This window comes from Aeromonas sp. CD (assembly GCF_033349375.1).
Taxonomy (GTDB): domain Bacteria; phylum Pseudomonadota; class Gammaproteobacteria; order Enterobacterales; family Aeromonadaceae; genus Aeromonas; species Aeromonas hydrophila.
Genome location: NZ_CP137631.1, coordinates 652319 through 667957, shown reverse-complemented (window position 1 = coordinate 667957; position 15639 = coordinate 652319). Strand labels below are relative to the sequence as shown.

The 15639-nt window shown below is 66.2% G+C and carries 12 protein-coding genes; 2 read left to right on the top strand and 10 right to left on the bottom strand.

Going from position 1 to position 15639, the window contains the following annotated elements; genetic code table 11:
• Positions 1-11: 11 nt before the first annotated feature.
• From R2E40_RS03085 to R2E40_RS03060, 6 genes are all read right to left on the bottom strand, one after another.
• Positions 12-335 (bottom strand): DUF1820 family protein, encoded by a 324-nt coding sequence (locus R2E40_RS03085; RefSeq protein ID WP_011704589.1) that lies wholly within the window; start codon positions 333-335, stop codon positions 12-14.
• A 192-nt stretch (positions 336-527) separates the two neighbouring features.
• Positions 528-1379, bottom strand: coding sequence for a YjjW family glycine radical enzyme activase (locus tag R2E40_RS03080; protein WP_318165532.1), 852 nt, complete (start codon positions 1377-1379; stop codon positions 528-530).
• Positions 1380-1416: 37 nt separating this feature from the next.
• Complete coding sequence (locus R2E40_RS03075) at positions 1417-2943, bottom strand: YjjI family glycine radical enzyme (protein WP_318164740.1); 1527 nt, start codon at positions 2941-2943, stop codon at positions 1417-1419.
• Positions 2944-3059: 116 nt separating this feature from the next.
• Positions 3060-3401, bottom strand: a complete 342-nt coding sequence (locus R2E40_RS03070; RefSeq protein WP_017408987.1) for an AzlD domain-containing protein — start codon at positions 3399-3401, stop codon at positions 3060-3062.
• Between the two features lie 2 nt (positions 3402-3403).
• A complete protein-coding gene (locus R2E40_RS03065) occupies positions 3404-4123 on the bottom strand; it encodes an AzlC family ABC transporter permease (protein ID WP_011704586.1) in 720 nt (239 codons plus the stop codon).
• 147 nt (positions 4124-4270) lie between these two features.
• Positions 4271-4747 (bottom strand): L,D-transpeptidase family protein, encoded by a 477-nt coding sequence (locus R2E40_RS03060; protein WP_005308598.1) that lies wholly within the window; start codon positions 4745-4747, stop codon positions 4271-4273.
• A gap of 260 nt (positions 4748-5007) precedes the next feature.
• On the opposite strand from R2E40_RS03060, the gene R2E40_RS03055 reads away from it, so the two are divergent.
• Positions 5008-8178: a S41 family peptidase gene (locus tag R2E40_RS03055; protein ID WP_318164739.1), complete on the top strand. Its 3171-nt coding sequence runs from the start codon at positions 5008-5010 to the stop codon at positions 8176-8178.
• Between the two features lie 101 nt (positions 8179-8279).
• Here the strand turns inward: R2E40_RS03055 and R2E40_RS03050 are convergent, their stop codons facing one another.
• Complete coding sequence (locus R2E40_RS03050; protein ID WP_318164738.1) at positions 8280-9623, bottom strand: zinc-dependent metalloprotease; 1344 nt, start codon at positions 9621-9623, stop codon at positions 8280-8282.
• Between the two features lie 20 nt (positions 9624-9643).
• Positions 9644-10306 (bottom strand): hypothetical protein, encoded by a 663-nt coding sequence (locus R2E40_RS03045; RefSeq protein WP_318164737.1) that lies wholly within the window; start codon positions 10304-10306, stop codon positions 9644-9646.
• Positions 10307-10638: 332 nt separating this feature from the next.
• Here R2E40_RS03045 and R2E40_RS03040 point away from each other — a divergent pair, with 332 nt between their 5' ends.
• Positions 10639-12834, top strand: coding sequence for a glycoside hydrolase (locus R2E40_RS03040; RefSeq protein WP_318164736.1), 2196 nt, complete (start codon positions 10639-10641; stop codon positions 12832-12834).
• A 13-nt stretch (positions 12835-12847) separates the two neighbouring features.
• Here R2E40_RS03040 and R2E40_RS03035 read toward each other — a convergent pair whose 3' ends face one another.
• A complete protein-coding gene (locus R2E40_RS03035; RefSeq protein ID WP_318164735.1) occupies positions 12848-13639 on the bottom strand; it encodes an ABC transporter substrate-binding protein in 792 nt (263 codons plus the stop codon).
• A gap of 76 nt (positions 13640-13715) precedes the next feature.
• On the bottom strand, positions 13716-15563 hold the full coding sequence (locus tag R2E40_RS03030) for a M3 family metallopeptidase (protein ID WP_318164734.1): 1848 nt from the start codon (positions 15561-15563) through the stop codon (positions 13716-13718).
• Between the last annotated feature and the right edge of the window lie 76 nt (positions 15564-15639).

Sequence of the window (15639 nt, the reverse complement as noted above, 5' to 3'; positions counted from 1 at the left end):
CATGGCGGGTGTCAGGGTTTCTTGGTGTAGATGGGGCTGGGGAAGGGAGAGACGTTGTTGCCCAGTTCGGTGATGCGGGCAGCGCCCTGCTTGCGCACCTGATCGACCCGCAGCACGTGGTGCATGGGGATCATGGTGCGATTGACGTCGGCAAATTCACTCTTCAACTTCTCGTGGCTGGGATCGACGATGAGCGCCGTGTGGTTGTCCCACACGAAGTTGGCGATCTCGATGAAGCCGAACAGCTGACCCTGGCTCACTTCCCTGACATAGACTTCGTAACGCTCGTTGTGACAAATGAACTGCACTCGATATAAGGCGTTGGATTCACTCATGTTCGTCTGTTGATGGTGGGCGATTGACCCATTCTAGCCGCCACCTCGCAGAGCTCAAATAGACAGCAATCACAGTTACGTCATCTCAAGACTCAGGCAGCAAAAAAGCCACGCCGAACCGCTCGGTTCGCCGTCCAATCTTGCCTTGTAGTAGTAAATCCCTTTGCGATCAGCTGATTAGCATCCGGCTACTCAGAGCAGTGGCGGCAGGCTGACCGGGCCGAGCCCGGCCACCGCCAGCGCAGCGGCCAGCTGATCCAGCTCCTCTCGCGCCGCCTCTGGCCAGCCCTGCGCCGCCCCGCGCACGCCGTGATGGCGAAAGCCGTTGAGGCGGATGGGCACGGGCCCGAGGGCGCGCAAGAAGGCGGCGAGCCCGCCCTCCAGCGTGCCGTCGGCGGCGAGATAGTCGCTCTGCCCCGGCACCTGCAGCAGGCGCACCTCCGCCAGCTTGCCCGCCTGCGCCAGCAGTTGCAGCGACGCCAGCACCCGCTCGCGGCCATAGCCGGTCAGCGTGTGATGCACAGAGTCGCGCCACCCCTTGAGATCGATCATGGCGCCGTCCAGCACCGGCAGCAGCCGCTGCCAGCCAGCCTCGGCGAGAGAACCGTTGCTGTCGAGCAGGCAGCCGAGATGGGCCAGATCCGGCGCCCCCTTGATGGCCGTGAACAGCGCGATCACGAACGGCAGCTGGGTGGTGGCCTCACCGCCGGAGACGGTAATGCCGGTCAGCAGCGGGCCGTAGCGGCGCAGCAGGGCCAGCACCTCGGTCACCGTCATGACAGCTGTCTTGGGGCTGGCGCTGCGGGGGCAGGCATCGAGACAGGCATCGCAGTCGGTGCAGTGCGCCACCTGCCAGCTAACCCGCCCCTCGTGCAGGATCAGCGCCCCGCTCGGGCAGCCGGGCACGCAGTCACCGCAATGATCGCAGAGGCCGATGGTGTGCGGGTTGTGACAGCCGGGGCAGGCGAAGTTGCAGCCCTGCAGAAACAGCACCAGCCGGTTGCCGGGGCCGTCCACGCAGGAGAAGGGCAACCAGCGGCTCACCGTCGCGGTGCGCGCCGCCCCTGCCCGCCTGCCGCACTCAGTAGTCACACAGGGTCGCCTCGCGCCCCACCACCCGCGGTGCCCGCTGGCGGATCCCGGTCAACTCGCTCGCCTCGGCGCCAAGGCAGGTGGTCTGCAGCCGCGAGCCCTCGGTCGCGAAACGGGCCACGTCGCTCTTGCGGATCATGTAGCCGGTCACTCGCACCAGATCGCTGTCGGCCACGTTGGCGGTGAACTCGCGCATGCCGATGGCGAGCGCCCCCTTGCACAGCTGCAGCAGCGCCTGCGGGTTCTGGCGGATGGTGGGATCCAGGGTGAGGATCTCACTGATCCCGGAGTGATAGAAGCCGTGGTGGGGGGCCAGCGCCAGCACGTGGCTGGCGGGATCCGGCTCCTCCCCATAGGGGATGCGCACCCCGGGGGTCACCCCGCGATCCACGCTGAGCCCACCCTGGGAGTGGAGCAGGGCGCGGCCGCCCCAGGCGTGACGCTGCGGCGTTTCGCTCACGTGGCGGGCAAGCTGGGCCGAGATGCGGTAGCCCAGCTGGTTCGCCTCCTCGTCCCGGCCGTAGCGCTCTGGCAGATTCTCCTTGTCCATCAGCAAATTGACCGCCTCGGCCATGCCGTAGATGCCGAACATGGGCACGAAACGCCCCTCTTCCAGCAGCCCTTCCTGCACCAGGAAGCTGTCGAAGAAGCCTGACTCCTGGTGCAGGAAGGCGGCACGCGCCTCGATCAGGCGGGAGGCGAGGCGGCAGTAGTGGGGCAGCAGGCAGCCCAGGAAGTCGTCGATGCCGTGGGCCTGCTCGGCCACCCACTTGAGGGAGACCCGCACCAGGGTGTTGGCGCCGCCCGCCTGGGGCAGGGCGTTGTAGCAGCTGACAATGCCGAAGCCGCGCTCATCGAAGGTGTTGCGATGGAGCGGGTAGTTGGCGATGTGAGGCTTGCTGCAGGCCGCGATGTTCTTCACCCCCTGCAGCAGCAGGCTGTCCGGGGTCTGTGCCGGATCGTGGAACAGGGTGAGGTTGGGGGCCACCTGCTTGAGATCGCCGTCGATGCGCAGGATCAGGCGGCAGAGCCGGTTGTCATCCGGGCCTATGTTGACGTGCATGAAGGCATCCGGCAGCACCCGGTCCAGGTAGATCCAGAACCCCTTCAGCTTGCGATAGAGGGCCTCGTCATCCAGCTCGCCGACGAAGGGCAGCAGCAGGTGGTCGAGCCGGCCCAGCCAGACCGGCATGCCGGTGACGGAGGGTACATGGTGGTAGAGGATGCGCAGAGCATCGAGCGCCTCGTCGAAATCCTGCGGCGGTGCCAGCTCCAGCCAGGCCGAGCCCTGGCGCAGAAACTTCTCGTAATCCGGTAGCACATAGCGCGGCTTGTAGGGGGTGTGCCCCTCGAACATGTCGCAGACAAAGCCCTTGGCCATCGCCTCGCTCACCTCGGCGGGCAACTCGGGATAGGGCAGCGCATTCTCGGCGGCCAGCGCCAGGGCATGGCTCTTCTGGGCCGGTGACAGCAGGGGATCGCGCACGATGCGCTGACAGGTTTCGGTGAAGGACATGGCTCGCGCCTCGACGGATGGGAGCTAAATCCTCACACTTGAGAGGTGTTTTTTGAAGTGACATTCACAACATGGCGGATATCCAATGAAGACATCCGCCATGCAAGATCACGGGCCTAGCCCAACCAGGGCAGCAGCTGGGCCACGCCCCCCTGCCAGCGCAGCAGGAAGAAGCCCCCCATGCCCACCACCACCACCAGCAGGGTCGGCAGTCGCAACAGGGTCAGCGCCGTCACCAGCAGGGTGGCGACCAGGTAGTCCGGATCCCAGCTCAGCCCAATGCCAGGCTGATAGCTGAAGACGATGGGCAACCAGATGGCGGTCAGCACCGACTGGGCCGAGAAACTGAGGAAGGCCCCCATCTCGGCACCCGGCTGATAACGGGTCAGCCGCGAGAAGAAGGCGAAGCGGTTGAAGAAGGTGATCAGGGCCAGCAGGCCTATCATCAGCCAGCTCATGATTACCTCCTCATCCGGTGCAGCACATAACCCACCAGCATGCCCGAGAGCGCCGAGATGATGATGTAGACCTCCGCCAGCAGCGGCTTGGTGAGCAGCGCCATGGCACCGCTCACCAGGGTAGCCGCCACCATGGGCAGGTTCTTCATGGCGGGAATGGTCATGGCAATGAAGGTGGCGGCGATGGCGAAGTCCAGCCCCATCTGATCCAGCCCGTCGATGTACTGGCCGGCGGCGATGCCGAGCAGGGTCGCCGCATTCCAGAACAGATAGAAGACGAAGCCGGCGATGAGCGCGTAGGCCGGATCGAAACGGCCGCTGCGTTCCCGGTCTTTGAGCGCCACCGCGAACATCTCGTCGGTCAGAAAGAACGCCAGACTGGCGCGCCAGCGCAGGGAGAGCGGCAGCACGTCGCGGCGAAAGGTGAAGCCGTAGAGCAGGTGCTGGGAGGTGATGACGAAGGTGGAGCCCATGATGGGCAGCAGTGGCGTGCCCGCCCCGAACAGGGTGGTGGCCGAGAGTTGGGCGGCACCGGCATAGACCAGCAGCGACATCAGTTGGGCCTGCAGCGGGCTCAGCCCCACCTGCAGCGCCAGGGCGCCGCACAGGATCCCCCAGGGGATCACCGAGACGGAGAGCGGCAGAATATCGATGGAGGCGCGCCACCAGAGCGCGCGGGTACTCTCGGCCCCGACGGGCCGGGAGCAGGTTGCTGATGGCATGGGATCATCCTTGTTGCGTCCACGGCGAGCCGGAAAAACTAGCACAGCACGGGGACGGATACCAAGAGGCTGCGGGTAAAGAGAGGTGACGATGAACAGAGGGGCCAAAAAACAGAACGCCACCCGGAGGTGGCGCGCTGTTGAGGGTCAGGGCTGAATGATGATGGGGGTGCCGGGTTCGATGGCGTTCCACACTTCGTCCAGATCCTTGTTGAGCATGGCGATGCAGCCATTGGTCCAGTTGGACGGCTGCAGGCGGGTGTTGCCTATGCTGTTGCGCTGACCGTGGATCATGATCATGCCACCCGGTCGCACACCCATCTCGTTGGCCGCCTTGATGTCGTCCAGATTCGGGTAGTTGATGTGGATGGCCTTGTAATAGTTGGAGTTGGTCTTCTTGTAGTCGAGGATGTAACGGCCTTCCGGCGTGCGCTGATCCCCTTCCCGCTGCTTGTGCCCCTTGGGAGCCGGACCCAGAGCGATCCAGTAGCGTTTGACCTCCTTGCCATCCTTCATCAGGGTCAGGCTATAACTCGATTTCTTCACCACCACCATATCGGCGGACAGGGTGGCAAAACTCAATGCGGGCCACAGCCCCAGCAAACACAGTAATACGGCTCTCATTCCATCCCTCGGCAAGCCTCTGGTAAGGGCTTTTCTGTTACCAAATCATCTGAACTGCACCGCCTCGTGTGGCGGGCGAGCGCCATCATATTGGATCGCCATCAATACTCAATATATCCAGAGAAACATATCCCGCGCCATCTTTTATAGATTGTTACAATTAACTGCCAAAACAACGGGATAACCCCCCTATCTCGGGATAGTCCCGGGCGGGACATTGGGGGAAGATAAGGCGCTTTTCACCTCTCAGGAACCTCACGATGCGATACCGACTCTCCCTGCTGCTCCTGCTGCTCTGCTCCTCCCTGCAGGCGGCCGAGCCGCTCTGGCTGCGCGAGCCCGCCCTCTCCCCCGACGGCAAGCAGCTTGCCTTCACCTGGCAGGGCCGCGTCTACCTGAGCGCCGGTGATGGCGGCACCGCCGTGCCCCTCACCGACGGCAACTACCTGAGCCAGCGCCCGCTCTGGTCGCCGGATGGCAAACTCATAGCCTTTGCCGCCAATATCTACGGCAACGAGGACGTGTTCGTGGTGCCGAGCCACGGCGGCGAGATGGTGCGGCTGACCCGCGATTCGCGCCCCGACCTGCCCCAGGCCTTCAGCGCCGACGGCAAGCAGCTGCTGCTGAGCAGCCAGCGCCTCACCGACCCCGACGCCGATCACTTCGTGGCAGAAGGCTATCAGGCCGGCAACCTTTACTGGACGCCGGTTGCCGGCGGCCCGCTGACCCCGGCCCAGCCCCTGCCCGCCACCCTGGCCCGCCCCCACGGCAACCAGCTGGCCTACCAGATGCCGGGCATGGATCAGCCGTTTCGCAAGCACCAGCACTCGTTTGCCGTCTCCCGTCTGTGGCTGTTCGACGGCAAGCAGCATCGCCAGCTGACCGAAGACAGGGTGGCCGCCAGCGATCCAGTCTGGGACCAGCAGGGCAAGCAGCTCTACTACCTGAGCGAGCGCAGCGGCGATTTCAACGTCTGGCAACGGGATCTGGCCAGCGGCCAGGATCGCCAGCTCACCCACTTCAAGGGCCACCCGGTGCGCGGCCTCTCGGCCTCCCGCCAGGGGGATCTGGTCTGGTCCTGGCAGGGGGAGCTCTACCGCCTCGATGCCGGCAGCGACACCCCGCGCAAGCTCGTCATCCAGCCGCTGTTCGCCAAGGTACCGGCCGAGCAGAGCTGGCAGCCCGGCCCCGTGGACGAGGCCATCGCCCGCCAGGACGGGGAAGAGGTGATCCTGGTCAGCCAGGGGGATCTCTACGCGGTCGACACCCGGCGCGAGCGGGTACGCCAGCTCACCCGCCACCCCAGCGAGCAGTCGGCGCCGCGCTATCTGGATAAAGAGCAGGAGATCATCTACCTCTCCGAACAGGAGGGGCCGGCGGCGCTGTATCGCCTCAAGAAGGCTCAACCGGACAAGCTGTTCAGCGACCCCGGCCCCCTGACCGAGGAGAAACTGCTGGCCATCCCGGGCGCCGCCATCAGCGTGCCGACCCTCTCCCCCGACGGCAAACAGCTCGCCTTCGTGGTGGACGGCCAGGCCGTCCACCTGCTGGATCTGGCCAGCGGCAAGCAGCGCCAGCTGGTCGCCGCCGAGTTCAACCCCTCCCGTCACGCGGTGGAGCTGGCCTTTGCCCCCGATTCACGCCACCTGGCGCTGACCATCCAGCCCGACTCCGCCCAGCAGGAGATCGCCGTCATCGATACCCGGGATGCCAAGGCCAAACCGGTCAACGTCAGCCTCAACGGCTATCGGGATGGCGATCCTGCCTGGAGTCAGGACGGCGGCATCCTCTACTGGCAATCCACCAAGTACGGTGTGCTGGGCGCCGATGGCGAGCCCCTCGGCGGCAGCCTGCTCGGCCTCTACAGCAGCCGCGCCGCCAAGAGCGACTTCATCGCCGAACAGGCGCCACCCAAGGCCGGTTACGGTTTCGAAGCCGACCGGCTGGCACACCGGGAGGCGATCCAGCTGCAGCCAGAGGGCCCCATCCTCGCCAGTCGCATCGTCGACGATCATCTGATCTATCTGGTGGAGGTGATGGACGCCAACGGCGATAGCGAGATCAAGGGCTACGCCCAGGATCTGCGCAAGAGGGAAACCAAGCTGCTGTTTGCCGAGCAACCGGGGCCGGCGCAGGCCAGCCTCAACCAGGATGCCAGCCTCGCCACTCTGGTGCGGGAGGGGGAAATCGCCCTCATCGATACCCGCTCCGGCGAGGCCAGCAGCCACCCCTTCAATCTGCTGATCACCGCCAGCTGGCAGGATCGGATGAGCGCCGCCTTCGACCAGATCACCCGCCTCACCCGGGACGAGTTCTACCGGGCCGACATGAACGGGGTGGACTGGGACGGCTATGTGGCCGCCTATCGCCGCCTGCTGCCCGGCATCAGCAACGATCGTGACTTCGGAAACCTGCTGGCGGAGCTGGCCGGCGAGCTCAATGTCTCCCACACCTGGGGCAGCGGCCCGGCCCCCTCCCTGCGCATGCCGGACGAGACCGCCAGCCTCGGCGGTTACTGGCGCGAGCGACAGGGGGCGGTCGAGCTCGACGCCCTGCTGGCCGGCGGCCCGCTAGAGCAGGAGACGGATCTGGCACCGGGAGCCCGGCTGCTGGCCGTCAACGGCACCGAGCTGCACAGCCTCAACGAGCTGGATGCCCTGCTCAACCACCAGGCCGGCCAGCGGCTGGCGCTCACTGTGCTGCCCAAGGGAGCCAAGGAGCCCAGCCAGCTGGAGGTCACCGCCATCGACCTGCAGCAGGAGTATCAGTTGCAGCTCGACGGCTGGATCGCCAAGCGCCGCAGCCAGGTGGAGCAGCTGAGCCAGGGGCGGGTCGGCTATGTCTATCTGCCGGAGATGAGCAGCGCCGTCTATGAGGAGGTGGTGGCCGACGCCCTCGGTCGCCAGCGCAACCGCGAGGCGCTGATCGTCGACGTGCGCTTCAACAAGGGGGGCTATCTGGCCAACACCCTGGTGGAGTTCCTGACCGGCAGCGGCAGCGCCCAGGGCATGGCCCGCAGCTGGCCACGCCTTGGCAAAGGGGAGACGGACGCCGCCACCCGCCAGTGGACCAAACCCTCGGTGGTGCTGGTCAATGCGGGCAGCTACTCGGAAGGCTCGGCCTTTCCCCAGTACTACCGCACCCTCAAGGTGGGCCCCATCGTCGGTGAGCCGGTGCCGGGCACCGGCACCATGGTGTATGCCCACACCTCCAGGCTGATCCCGGGCCTTGCCTACGGCATCCCGACCCTGGGGCTGCGCAACCCCGACGGCACCCTGTACGAGAATCAGGAGCTGATCCCGGACGTACAGGTGGCGCTGACTCCGGCCGACATGCTGGCGGGGCGCGATCCCCAGCTGGCAGCCGCAGTGCAGGCCGCCCTCGCCCAGTTGACGACGAATGCGAAACCCGCGGCCAAACGGGCTGACTGACGCCCACCAGCAAAAGAGGAGCCGGCCGGGCTTGCCCGGTCGGCTCCTCTGACAGACAGACATCAAGGGCGCCCCGCCTGTTGCGGGGCGCCCTTGTTGCATCAGGCCGGCTGCGTCTCGGCCGGCTGACGGGCCAGCGCCAGCTGATACCTGTGCTCGGCCAGCTCCAGCTCGCGGCGCGCCTCGTCCACCTTGCCGTCGGCGCTCTTCACCGCTGCCACCAGCTGGTTGTAGCGATCCCAGCTGCCGTTGTACTCGTTCACCTCGGCCTGGTAGCGCTGGCTGATCTCGTTGGACTGGCGAATGATGGCGTTGTTCTCATCGTGCAGCTGATCGATGCGGGCGCTCAGGCTCGCCTGGATGGCGCGGATCCGGCGATACTCTTCCGGGCCGTAGCTGCCGTTGTAGCTGTTGTGCTCGCGCACCAGCCGGTTGATCTCCTGCACCGTCTGGCGGTTGCGCTGGTTCAGCTGGCTCAGCTCACGCTGGTAGCGATCAAAGTTGCCCTTGAGCGTCTGCTGGCGATCCTGCAGGGCGGTTCTGGCCGCCACCTGCTGGCTGTAGTGCTCCTGAGCCGCCGCCAAGTCCTGGCGCCGGGTCTCGAGGGAGCGCTCCAGCTCGCCCAGATCCGGCAGCGCTTCCGTCACCATGGTGGGGTAGAAAGCGGCGATCTGCGGCGTCGTCACCTTCAGCGCCCGCACCGCATCGGCACCGTTGGCCTGATCCCGGTAATCCACGCCGCACGGCTGCCCCTTGCAGATCAGGTCAGGGCTGGAGAACTTGTACTCGTGGCTGTAGACCCCGAAGCTGGAGGGATAAGCCATCACGGTGGCGAAGGAACCCCGCACCCCGTGCCCCAGCGCATAGTGATAAGTGCCCCCCGTGCCATCTTGCAGGCGGGAGTGGTTGAGCCCCATGTTGTGACCCAACTCGTGCGCCAGCACCACGTCGCCACAGCCGGTGGCCGTGACATGGCTGAACATGCTGCCCGCATCCTGGGAGACATCCCCGTCGGCATACGCCTTGCGGCCATCGGTATAGGTCGCGGAACCGCCAACCCAGGCCAGCCCGCAGCTGCCGTGGTCACCGGTCTGGGGGCGCATCAGCACCACCATGTCGGCGCCATAACGGGTGCGCAGGGTCGGTACCTGCTTGAAAGCCGGATCCTGCTGGTAGGTCACCGCGTTGAGCGCAGATTTGTCGGTGCCGCCATCCGGGTAATTGACCTGCTGGTCGTGCACGGCCCGCACCGTCAGATCCAGGCCGCTGGCGGCATAGATCTGGTTGGTGACGTTGATCATGTGCTGGATCCGGGTCTGGGCGTCCCCCTGATAGCGGGCCGCCAGCCCCGGACTGTGCAGCACCATCAGGTCGATGGTTTCCGCCAGCACCGGGGTCGCCCCGAGCAATCCCGCAATCATGATCCCCAAGGTGGTTTTCTGCATGTGATCTTCCTTTTCTGTTGTTATTGGTGAGTCGGGATCAGGGCGTCATCGCCGCCATGACCCAGATCCAGCGGCGGGTTCTTGTAAACCCAGCCCTTGCCTCCCAGGGTCTCGACGGAGTAACTGCCTTGCGGCGTGCCGATGAACCCGAAAGTCGCTTGCTTGCCGACGGTGAAATTGACCGGATAGCTGTCACCGTCGACCCGAATTTCTCCCTGCCAGTTGCGCTCCCCGCCCCGCTGCAGCTCAACCTTGGTCACCCTGGCCTGCAGGGTGCTGCCGTCCGGCAGCGGCAGGGCCACGCTGTCACCCACCTGGGCCCGCTCCAGATCGCTGCCCTGCAGGGCGATCGGCTGGGGCTGCTCGACCGCATCGCCGGGCTCCGCCAGCGGAAAGTCCGCATCCACCTCGGCCGCCTGCCAGGGGGTCTCCAGCTGCTGGCTGCCATCTTCCCGCAGCCGATCCGGCTTGGTGGGGACCGCGACCGGCGCCGGCTTGAGCACGGGGGCAGGCATGGCGGCGAGCGGCGTCAGCTCCGCCAGCGGGCCGCTATCCGCCGCGCGCTCCTCATCCCCTGCCGCCGCCTGACCGGGCGCCACCGGTTGCGGCCACAGGTACCAGCCGATCACCCCGGCCAAGAGGGCGCCCAACCCCAGCCAAGGCTTCCATTTCGCTCTCTTCATACTGATACTCCAGTCAAAAACAATCCTTATAAAACAATGAATTGCGTTCAAAGTGAGCAGGCATGCTAGAAACCGTCGAGCAGGCTGGCACCCCCCTATATGGGGCGTCGAAAAAATGGGCGCGGGAGGTTCACACCCGCAGGATGAGTCGCGCAAGTCAGTGCTGGCGGGGGCTGAGAGAGGGTTCGAATGATGCTTTTTTGCCACATGAAAATGGCCCAGAAAAGGGCTGGAATGAGGCCATTCACCCCATATGGGTTAAGCAGATTTGGCTGTACCGGGGGGCGGGCGTCGGCGTACCCTGATGGCATCAATCAGGTCAAGGATGTTGCATGAACGGTTTGCCGATACGGGCGCCAGCACTGGGCTGGCTGTTGATTTCACTGCTGGCGGTGCCGCTGGCCGCCGCCCCCCTGACGCTGCAGGGCGAGACCCAGCGTTACCGCATCGATCCCGATACCCTGGCCATCTCGGTCAACCAGATCCTGGTCAGCGCGGGCCAGCCCGCCCGCCAGGTTGATCAGTTGCAACAAGGGGAGCAGCAGGCCAGCTGGCACTGGCCCGCCCAGGACGCCAGGGTGGAGGTCAAGCTGGATGGCGACGACCTCTTGCTGACGCTGGTCAGCGACAGTCCCCGTCAGCTGGCCTGGTTCAGCCTGCCGAAAAACCAGACCCACCTCTCCCTGGCCTTCGGCGAGGGCAGCCGCTTCTCGGTGCGCGACAGCGACTGGCTCGGCTATGTCGGTGACGAGCTGGCAGAGCTCAACACCCACTACGACCTCAAGCTGCCGCTCTGGAGCCAGGATGCCGGCAAGCAGACCTACAGCTGGATCCTACAGACCCCCTACGACAACCGGCTTCGCTTCAGCCGCCAGGGAGGCCGGCTGCAACTGAGCGCCAGCCATGAATTCAGCAGCTTCAACCAGCAGGCGCCTATGGTGGTGCGGCTGAGCGTGGGGGATGACTGGCTGGCCGGCGCCCGCCGCTACCGGGCATGGCTGCAGAGCGAGGGGGCCTGGCAGTCTCTGGCCGACAAGGTCGCCCGCATTCCCGCCGGGCGGCGGCTGATCGGCGCCAGCCATGTCTACCTGTGGGGTGATGCCCTGCTCGATCGGCAAGATGTGAAGGCGTGGCCCGCGCTGCAGGCCAAGCTCCGGCAAAAGCCGGAGTGGCTGCAAGGCTTCAACAGCGAGGAGCGGGAGGCGCTGGCCGCCAAGGCGCCAGAACCCTGGCAGCAGGCGTTGATCATGGCCGGTCTCAACCGGCTGATTGCCGACCAGCTGCCGCTGCCTGCCCAGCAGGGCCCGCAGGCCCAGAGCAAGGTGCTGGCCCTGCGCCAGCAGTGGGTCAAGAGCCAGTTCGGTGAACAGCTGGTGGCGCAGGAGCGCTGGGGCCAGGGGCTGTCACTGCCGGTGATCGAGGCGCTGCAGCAGGCGGGACTGCGCAAGCTGTGGCTCGGCACCCCGCAGTGGACGGCGGCCCTGCAGCAGGGCTATGCCCTCACCGCCGCCCAGCGCCAGGGCTATCTGGTGGGCAGCTATGATTCCTACGATACCGCCATCGCGCCCGGCACCAACGACAGCTGGCTCACCGCCCAGCTGCCGCCGGAGATCGGCAAGCGCTGCGCCATCGTCGAGGCCAACGGCAAGCCCAAGCCGGGCTTTGGTGGCGAGGGGGTCTATCTCAACCCCGGCTGCACCCTGCCGTTTGCCAAGAGCCGTATGAGCGAGCTGGCCAAGGCCAGCGGCATCAACAGCCTGTTCCTCGACGTGGACGGCACCGCCATGGCCTCCAACGATTACAATCCGGCCCACCAGCAGGGCAGCCAGGCGATGATCGCCGACCGCAACGCCCGCATGAGCTGGGTGGGGGAGCGGCTCGGGCTGGTGCTGGGCTCGGAGGATGGCAACGCCCTCACCAGCAAGCCGCTGCTGTTTGCCCACGGCATCCAGAGCTGGGGCTTTGGCTGGACCGATGTCGCCATGCGCAAGCAGGCCAAGTCCCCCTACTACCTCGGCAAGTGGTGGCCGGACGAAGCGCCGCAGGTCTTCTTTCAGCCCGCCCGGCTCAAGCCGCGCTACCTGAAGACGGTGTTCAACCCGGCGGATCGACTGCCCCTCTATCAGGCGGTGTTCCACGACTCCGTGCTCAACAGCCACCACTGGCTGCTGGACAACCTGAAATTCCCGGGCATCAAGGAGGAGCGCGCCCTGCTCGGCCTGCTCTACAACACGCCGCCGCTGGTCAACCTGAGTCGCAGCACGCTGGCGAGCCGCCTGCCGGAGCTGGTGAGGCTAGACAGCCAGTTCGGCCCGCTGCACGAGGCGCTGTGGGACAAGGCGCTGGTAGGCTTTCGCTGGCGTGACGGGGTGGGCCGGGTGCAGGAGACCCGCTTCTCAGACGGCAGCCGGCTGGTGGCCAACTTCGGCCACAGCTCCATCATGATCGACGGCCACAAGCTGCCGGGCCGCCAGCTGCTGGTGGCGCTCAAGGACAAGCCGGTCAGCGTGCTGAAGATCCAGGGCTGAGCCCGGGCCGGCATCAGGAGGGGGTCGCCCCGCTGGCCGGGGCAGGCGGCAATGCATGGAGGTTGAGCCAGCGCCGGCGCAGCGCCTCCAGCGAGCCATCCTGGCGCATCTGGTCGAGGGCTCGCTGCAGGGCCTGCACCTTGGCCGTCTCCGTCGCCAGGTTGAGGGCGAAGTAGTACTGCTCGCCGTCGTCATAGACGAACAGCGGGGTAAGCGCCTCGAGGCCGTGCCCCAGCTGGTGCATGTGAAAGGCGGCCCCCAGATCCAGCGCCGTCACCAGCTCCACCCGGCCGCGCAGCAGCATGCGAAATTTGTCCTCCTCGCTGTTGACGCTGACCGGCGCCAGCCCCTGGCGGATCAGCTGCTGGGCCGAGGCCGAATTGCGCACCACCGCGATCCGGTAGTGACTCGCCTCCTGTAGGCTGCGGGGCTGGATGTCGGTGCGCGAGCTCAGCCGCCACACCCTGATGGTGCGCGGCCCGACCGGCCCCACCCACTGGAACTGCTGTTCCCGTTCCGGGGTGCGCGCCACCGAGAAGAGGATGCTGCCCGCCTGATAGCGGGCATTCTGATAGGCCCGCGCCCAGGGCTGCAGTTGGATGTCTCCGCGCAGCACCAGGCCGCTGCGCGCCAGCAGGGCATGCAGCAGATCCACCGAGAAACCGCTCACCGGCTGACCGGCCAGCTGGTAGTTGTAAGGGGGCATCTGCTCGGTCAGCGCCTGCAGTGCCCGGGCCGGCTGCGCCAGCCATCCCGTCAGCAGCAGCGTGGCCAGAAGCCACCGCCACCGCGCTGTTGTTCCCACCCTCGACTCCTTCCCATGAAAACAGACCCCTGCCGCGGCAGGGGTCTGACATAACGCATGTTCACCGGCTTGCGCCTCAGTGGCTGGTCACCGCCTCCTGGTAGTGGTCGCGGATCCAGCGCTCGAAGTCGGCCAGCATGGCCGCTTCGGAACCGCTATTGTCGGCGATAAGCTGGTCGCCGTGAACCACCCGGATGCGGGCATTGAGCGGCTCACCCTCGCCAACTGGAGGACGCTGGCGGGCCGCCGCCATGCAGGCTTCTGCCTGCTGCCACGCCTCGGCCACGCTCTGGTTACAGGCCCGGGCCAGCGGCCCCGCGCTGAAGCCCTTGCCGGTCAGACTCCTGAGCGTCTCGTCATGGGTCATGCCGTTGCCCGGCCCCCAGTAGTGGGCGGCCAGATCCGGCCCGATACGCGGGTTGTCGGTGAGGTAGCCATCGCGTTTGAGGAAGTAGGCGCGGGTCTGCTCCACCGCCATCAGCGCCAACAGGTAGCCGTGATAGGCACAGGCCGACTCCTGGTTGAGCAGATGCGGGATCGCCAGCAGCGGGCGCGGGCTCTCCACCCCCAGGATCTGGCGCTCCCAGCGGCGGGCCAGCGCCAGCACGACGGCCGGGGTGCGTTCGGCCTCGTCCATGGCGTAGAGATCCCGCTCGAAGTAGGCCACCAGCGCAATCTGGCGCTCATTGAAGGCGCGAAACGGCTGGCGCGCCTCGATCATCGCTTTGATGAGCACATCGGGGATCGGCTCCCCCGCCGCGTTTCTGGCGTAGCGCTTGAGCCAGTCCGCGTCGTCCAGCAGGCTGTCGCAGAACATCGACTGGGTCTCTGCGTAGGCCATGGAGGTGGGCGGGAACTCCTGGGAGAAGCAGGGGGCGTTGCCGGTGACATTGGCAAAGTGCGCCGCGTGGCCGCCCTCGTGGAACAGGGTGTTGAGCCCGCTCCAGCCGCTGCCCACCTGGGCCGGGTTGGCCAGGCTGGTGAAGTTGACCACCGCCGGCACCCACTCCCCCTCCTGCCAGAAGCTCGGCACCGGGCCGTGGCAGAAGCCGTTCTCGTATTTCCCCTCCCGGGTCAGCAGATCCAGGGTGAGGGTGGCGCCGCGGTACTGGATGCCGAGCCGGCGAAAGCTCTCGACCCAGTCCTGCAACGCCCGCGAGAAGGGCACGTAAGGGTCGAGCTGGCGGGTCACGTCGCCACTCACGCTGTAGCGCAGGTTGTGGGGCAGCAGGGCCGCCTCCCCCTTGGCCGCTTTCAGCTCGGCCAGGCTCTGGTGCAGGCGCTGCTCGGTGCCGGCGATGAAGTCGTCGAGAATGGCGAACAGCTGCGCCGGGCTCATCTGCTCGTTCTTGTGCACCTTGTAGTCGAAGTAGTCGCGATAACCCATGGCGCGGGCGAAGCGGTTGCGCAGCGCGACGATGGCCAGATAGCCGTTGTCCACCACCCACTGCTCCAGGGTGTGGAACATGGCGAGCGCGCTTTGGCGCACCGCCTCGTCGCTGCTGGCGGCCAGCGCCGTGCTGGCGGCGGGCAGGCTGCCGGCCACCTGCCGGCCCTGCTCATCCAGCAAGGTCAGCTTCAGCTCCCGGCGACGGGCAAACAGCGCCGCCTCGGCGGCCACCAGTTCGTCCATCAGGGCGGCGGCCTGAGGATCCTCGATGACGTTGCACTCGAAGAAGGCGATCCAGCCCCCCAGACCGCGCTTGAGCTCGGTCTCCTCGGCCTGGGCCTGCATCTGCCGCAGCACCGGCAGGCGCGCCGGATCGGCGCAGAACGCCTTGTAAGCCTGCTCGGCGGCGGTGAAGCCGGCCTGATCGTCGCTGGTGCCCATGTAGGTGGACCAGAACAGATCCTCCTTGCGCCTGTGTACCTGCAGGTAGTCGGCGTTGAGCTGGTTGAGATAATTCCTGGCAATGGAACTCATAACTTCCCTCTTGTTATGGGGCGGCCGCGAGGGCGCCCACTCCTTTTTGGTGAAATGCCAACTCATTCACATTTTC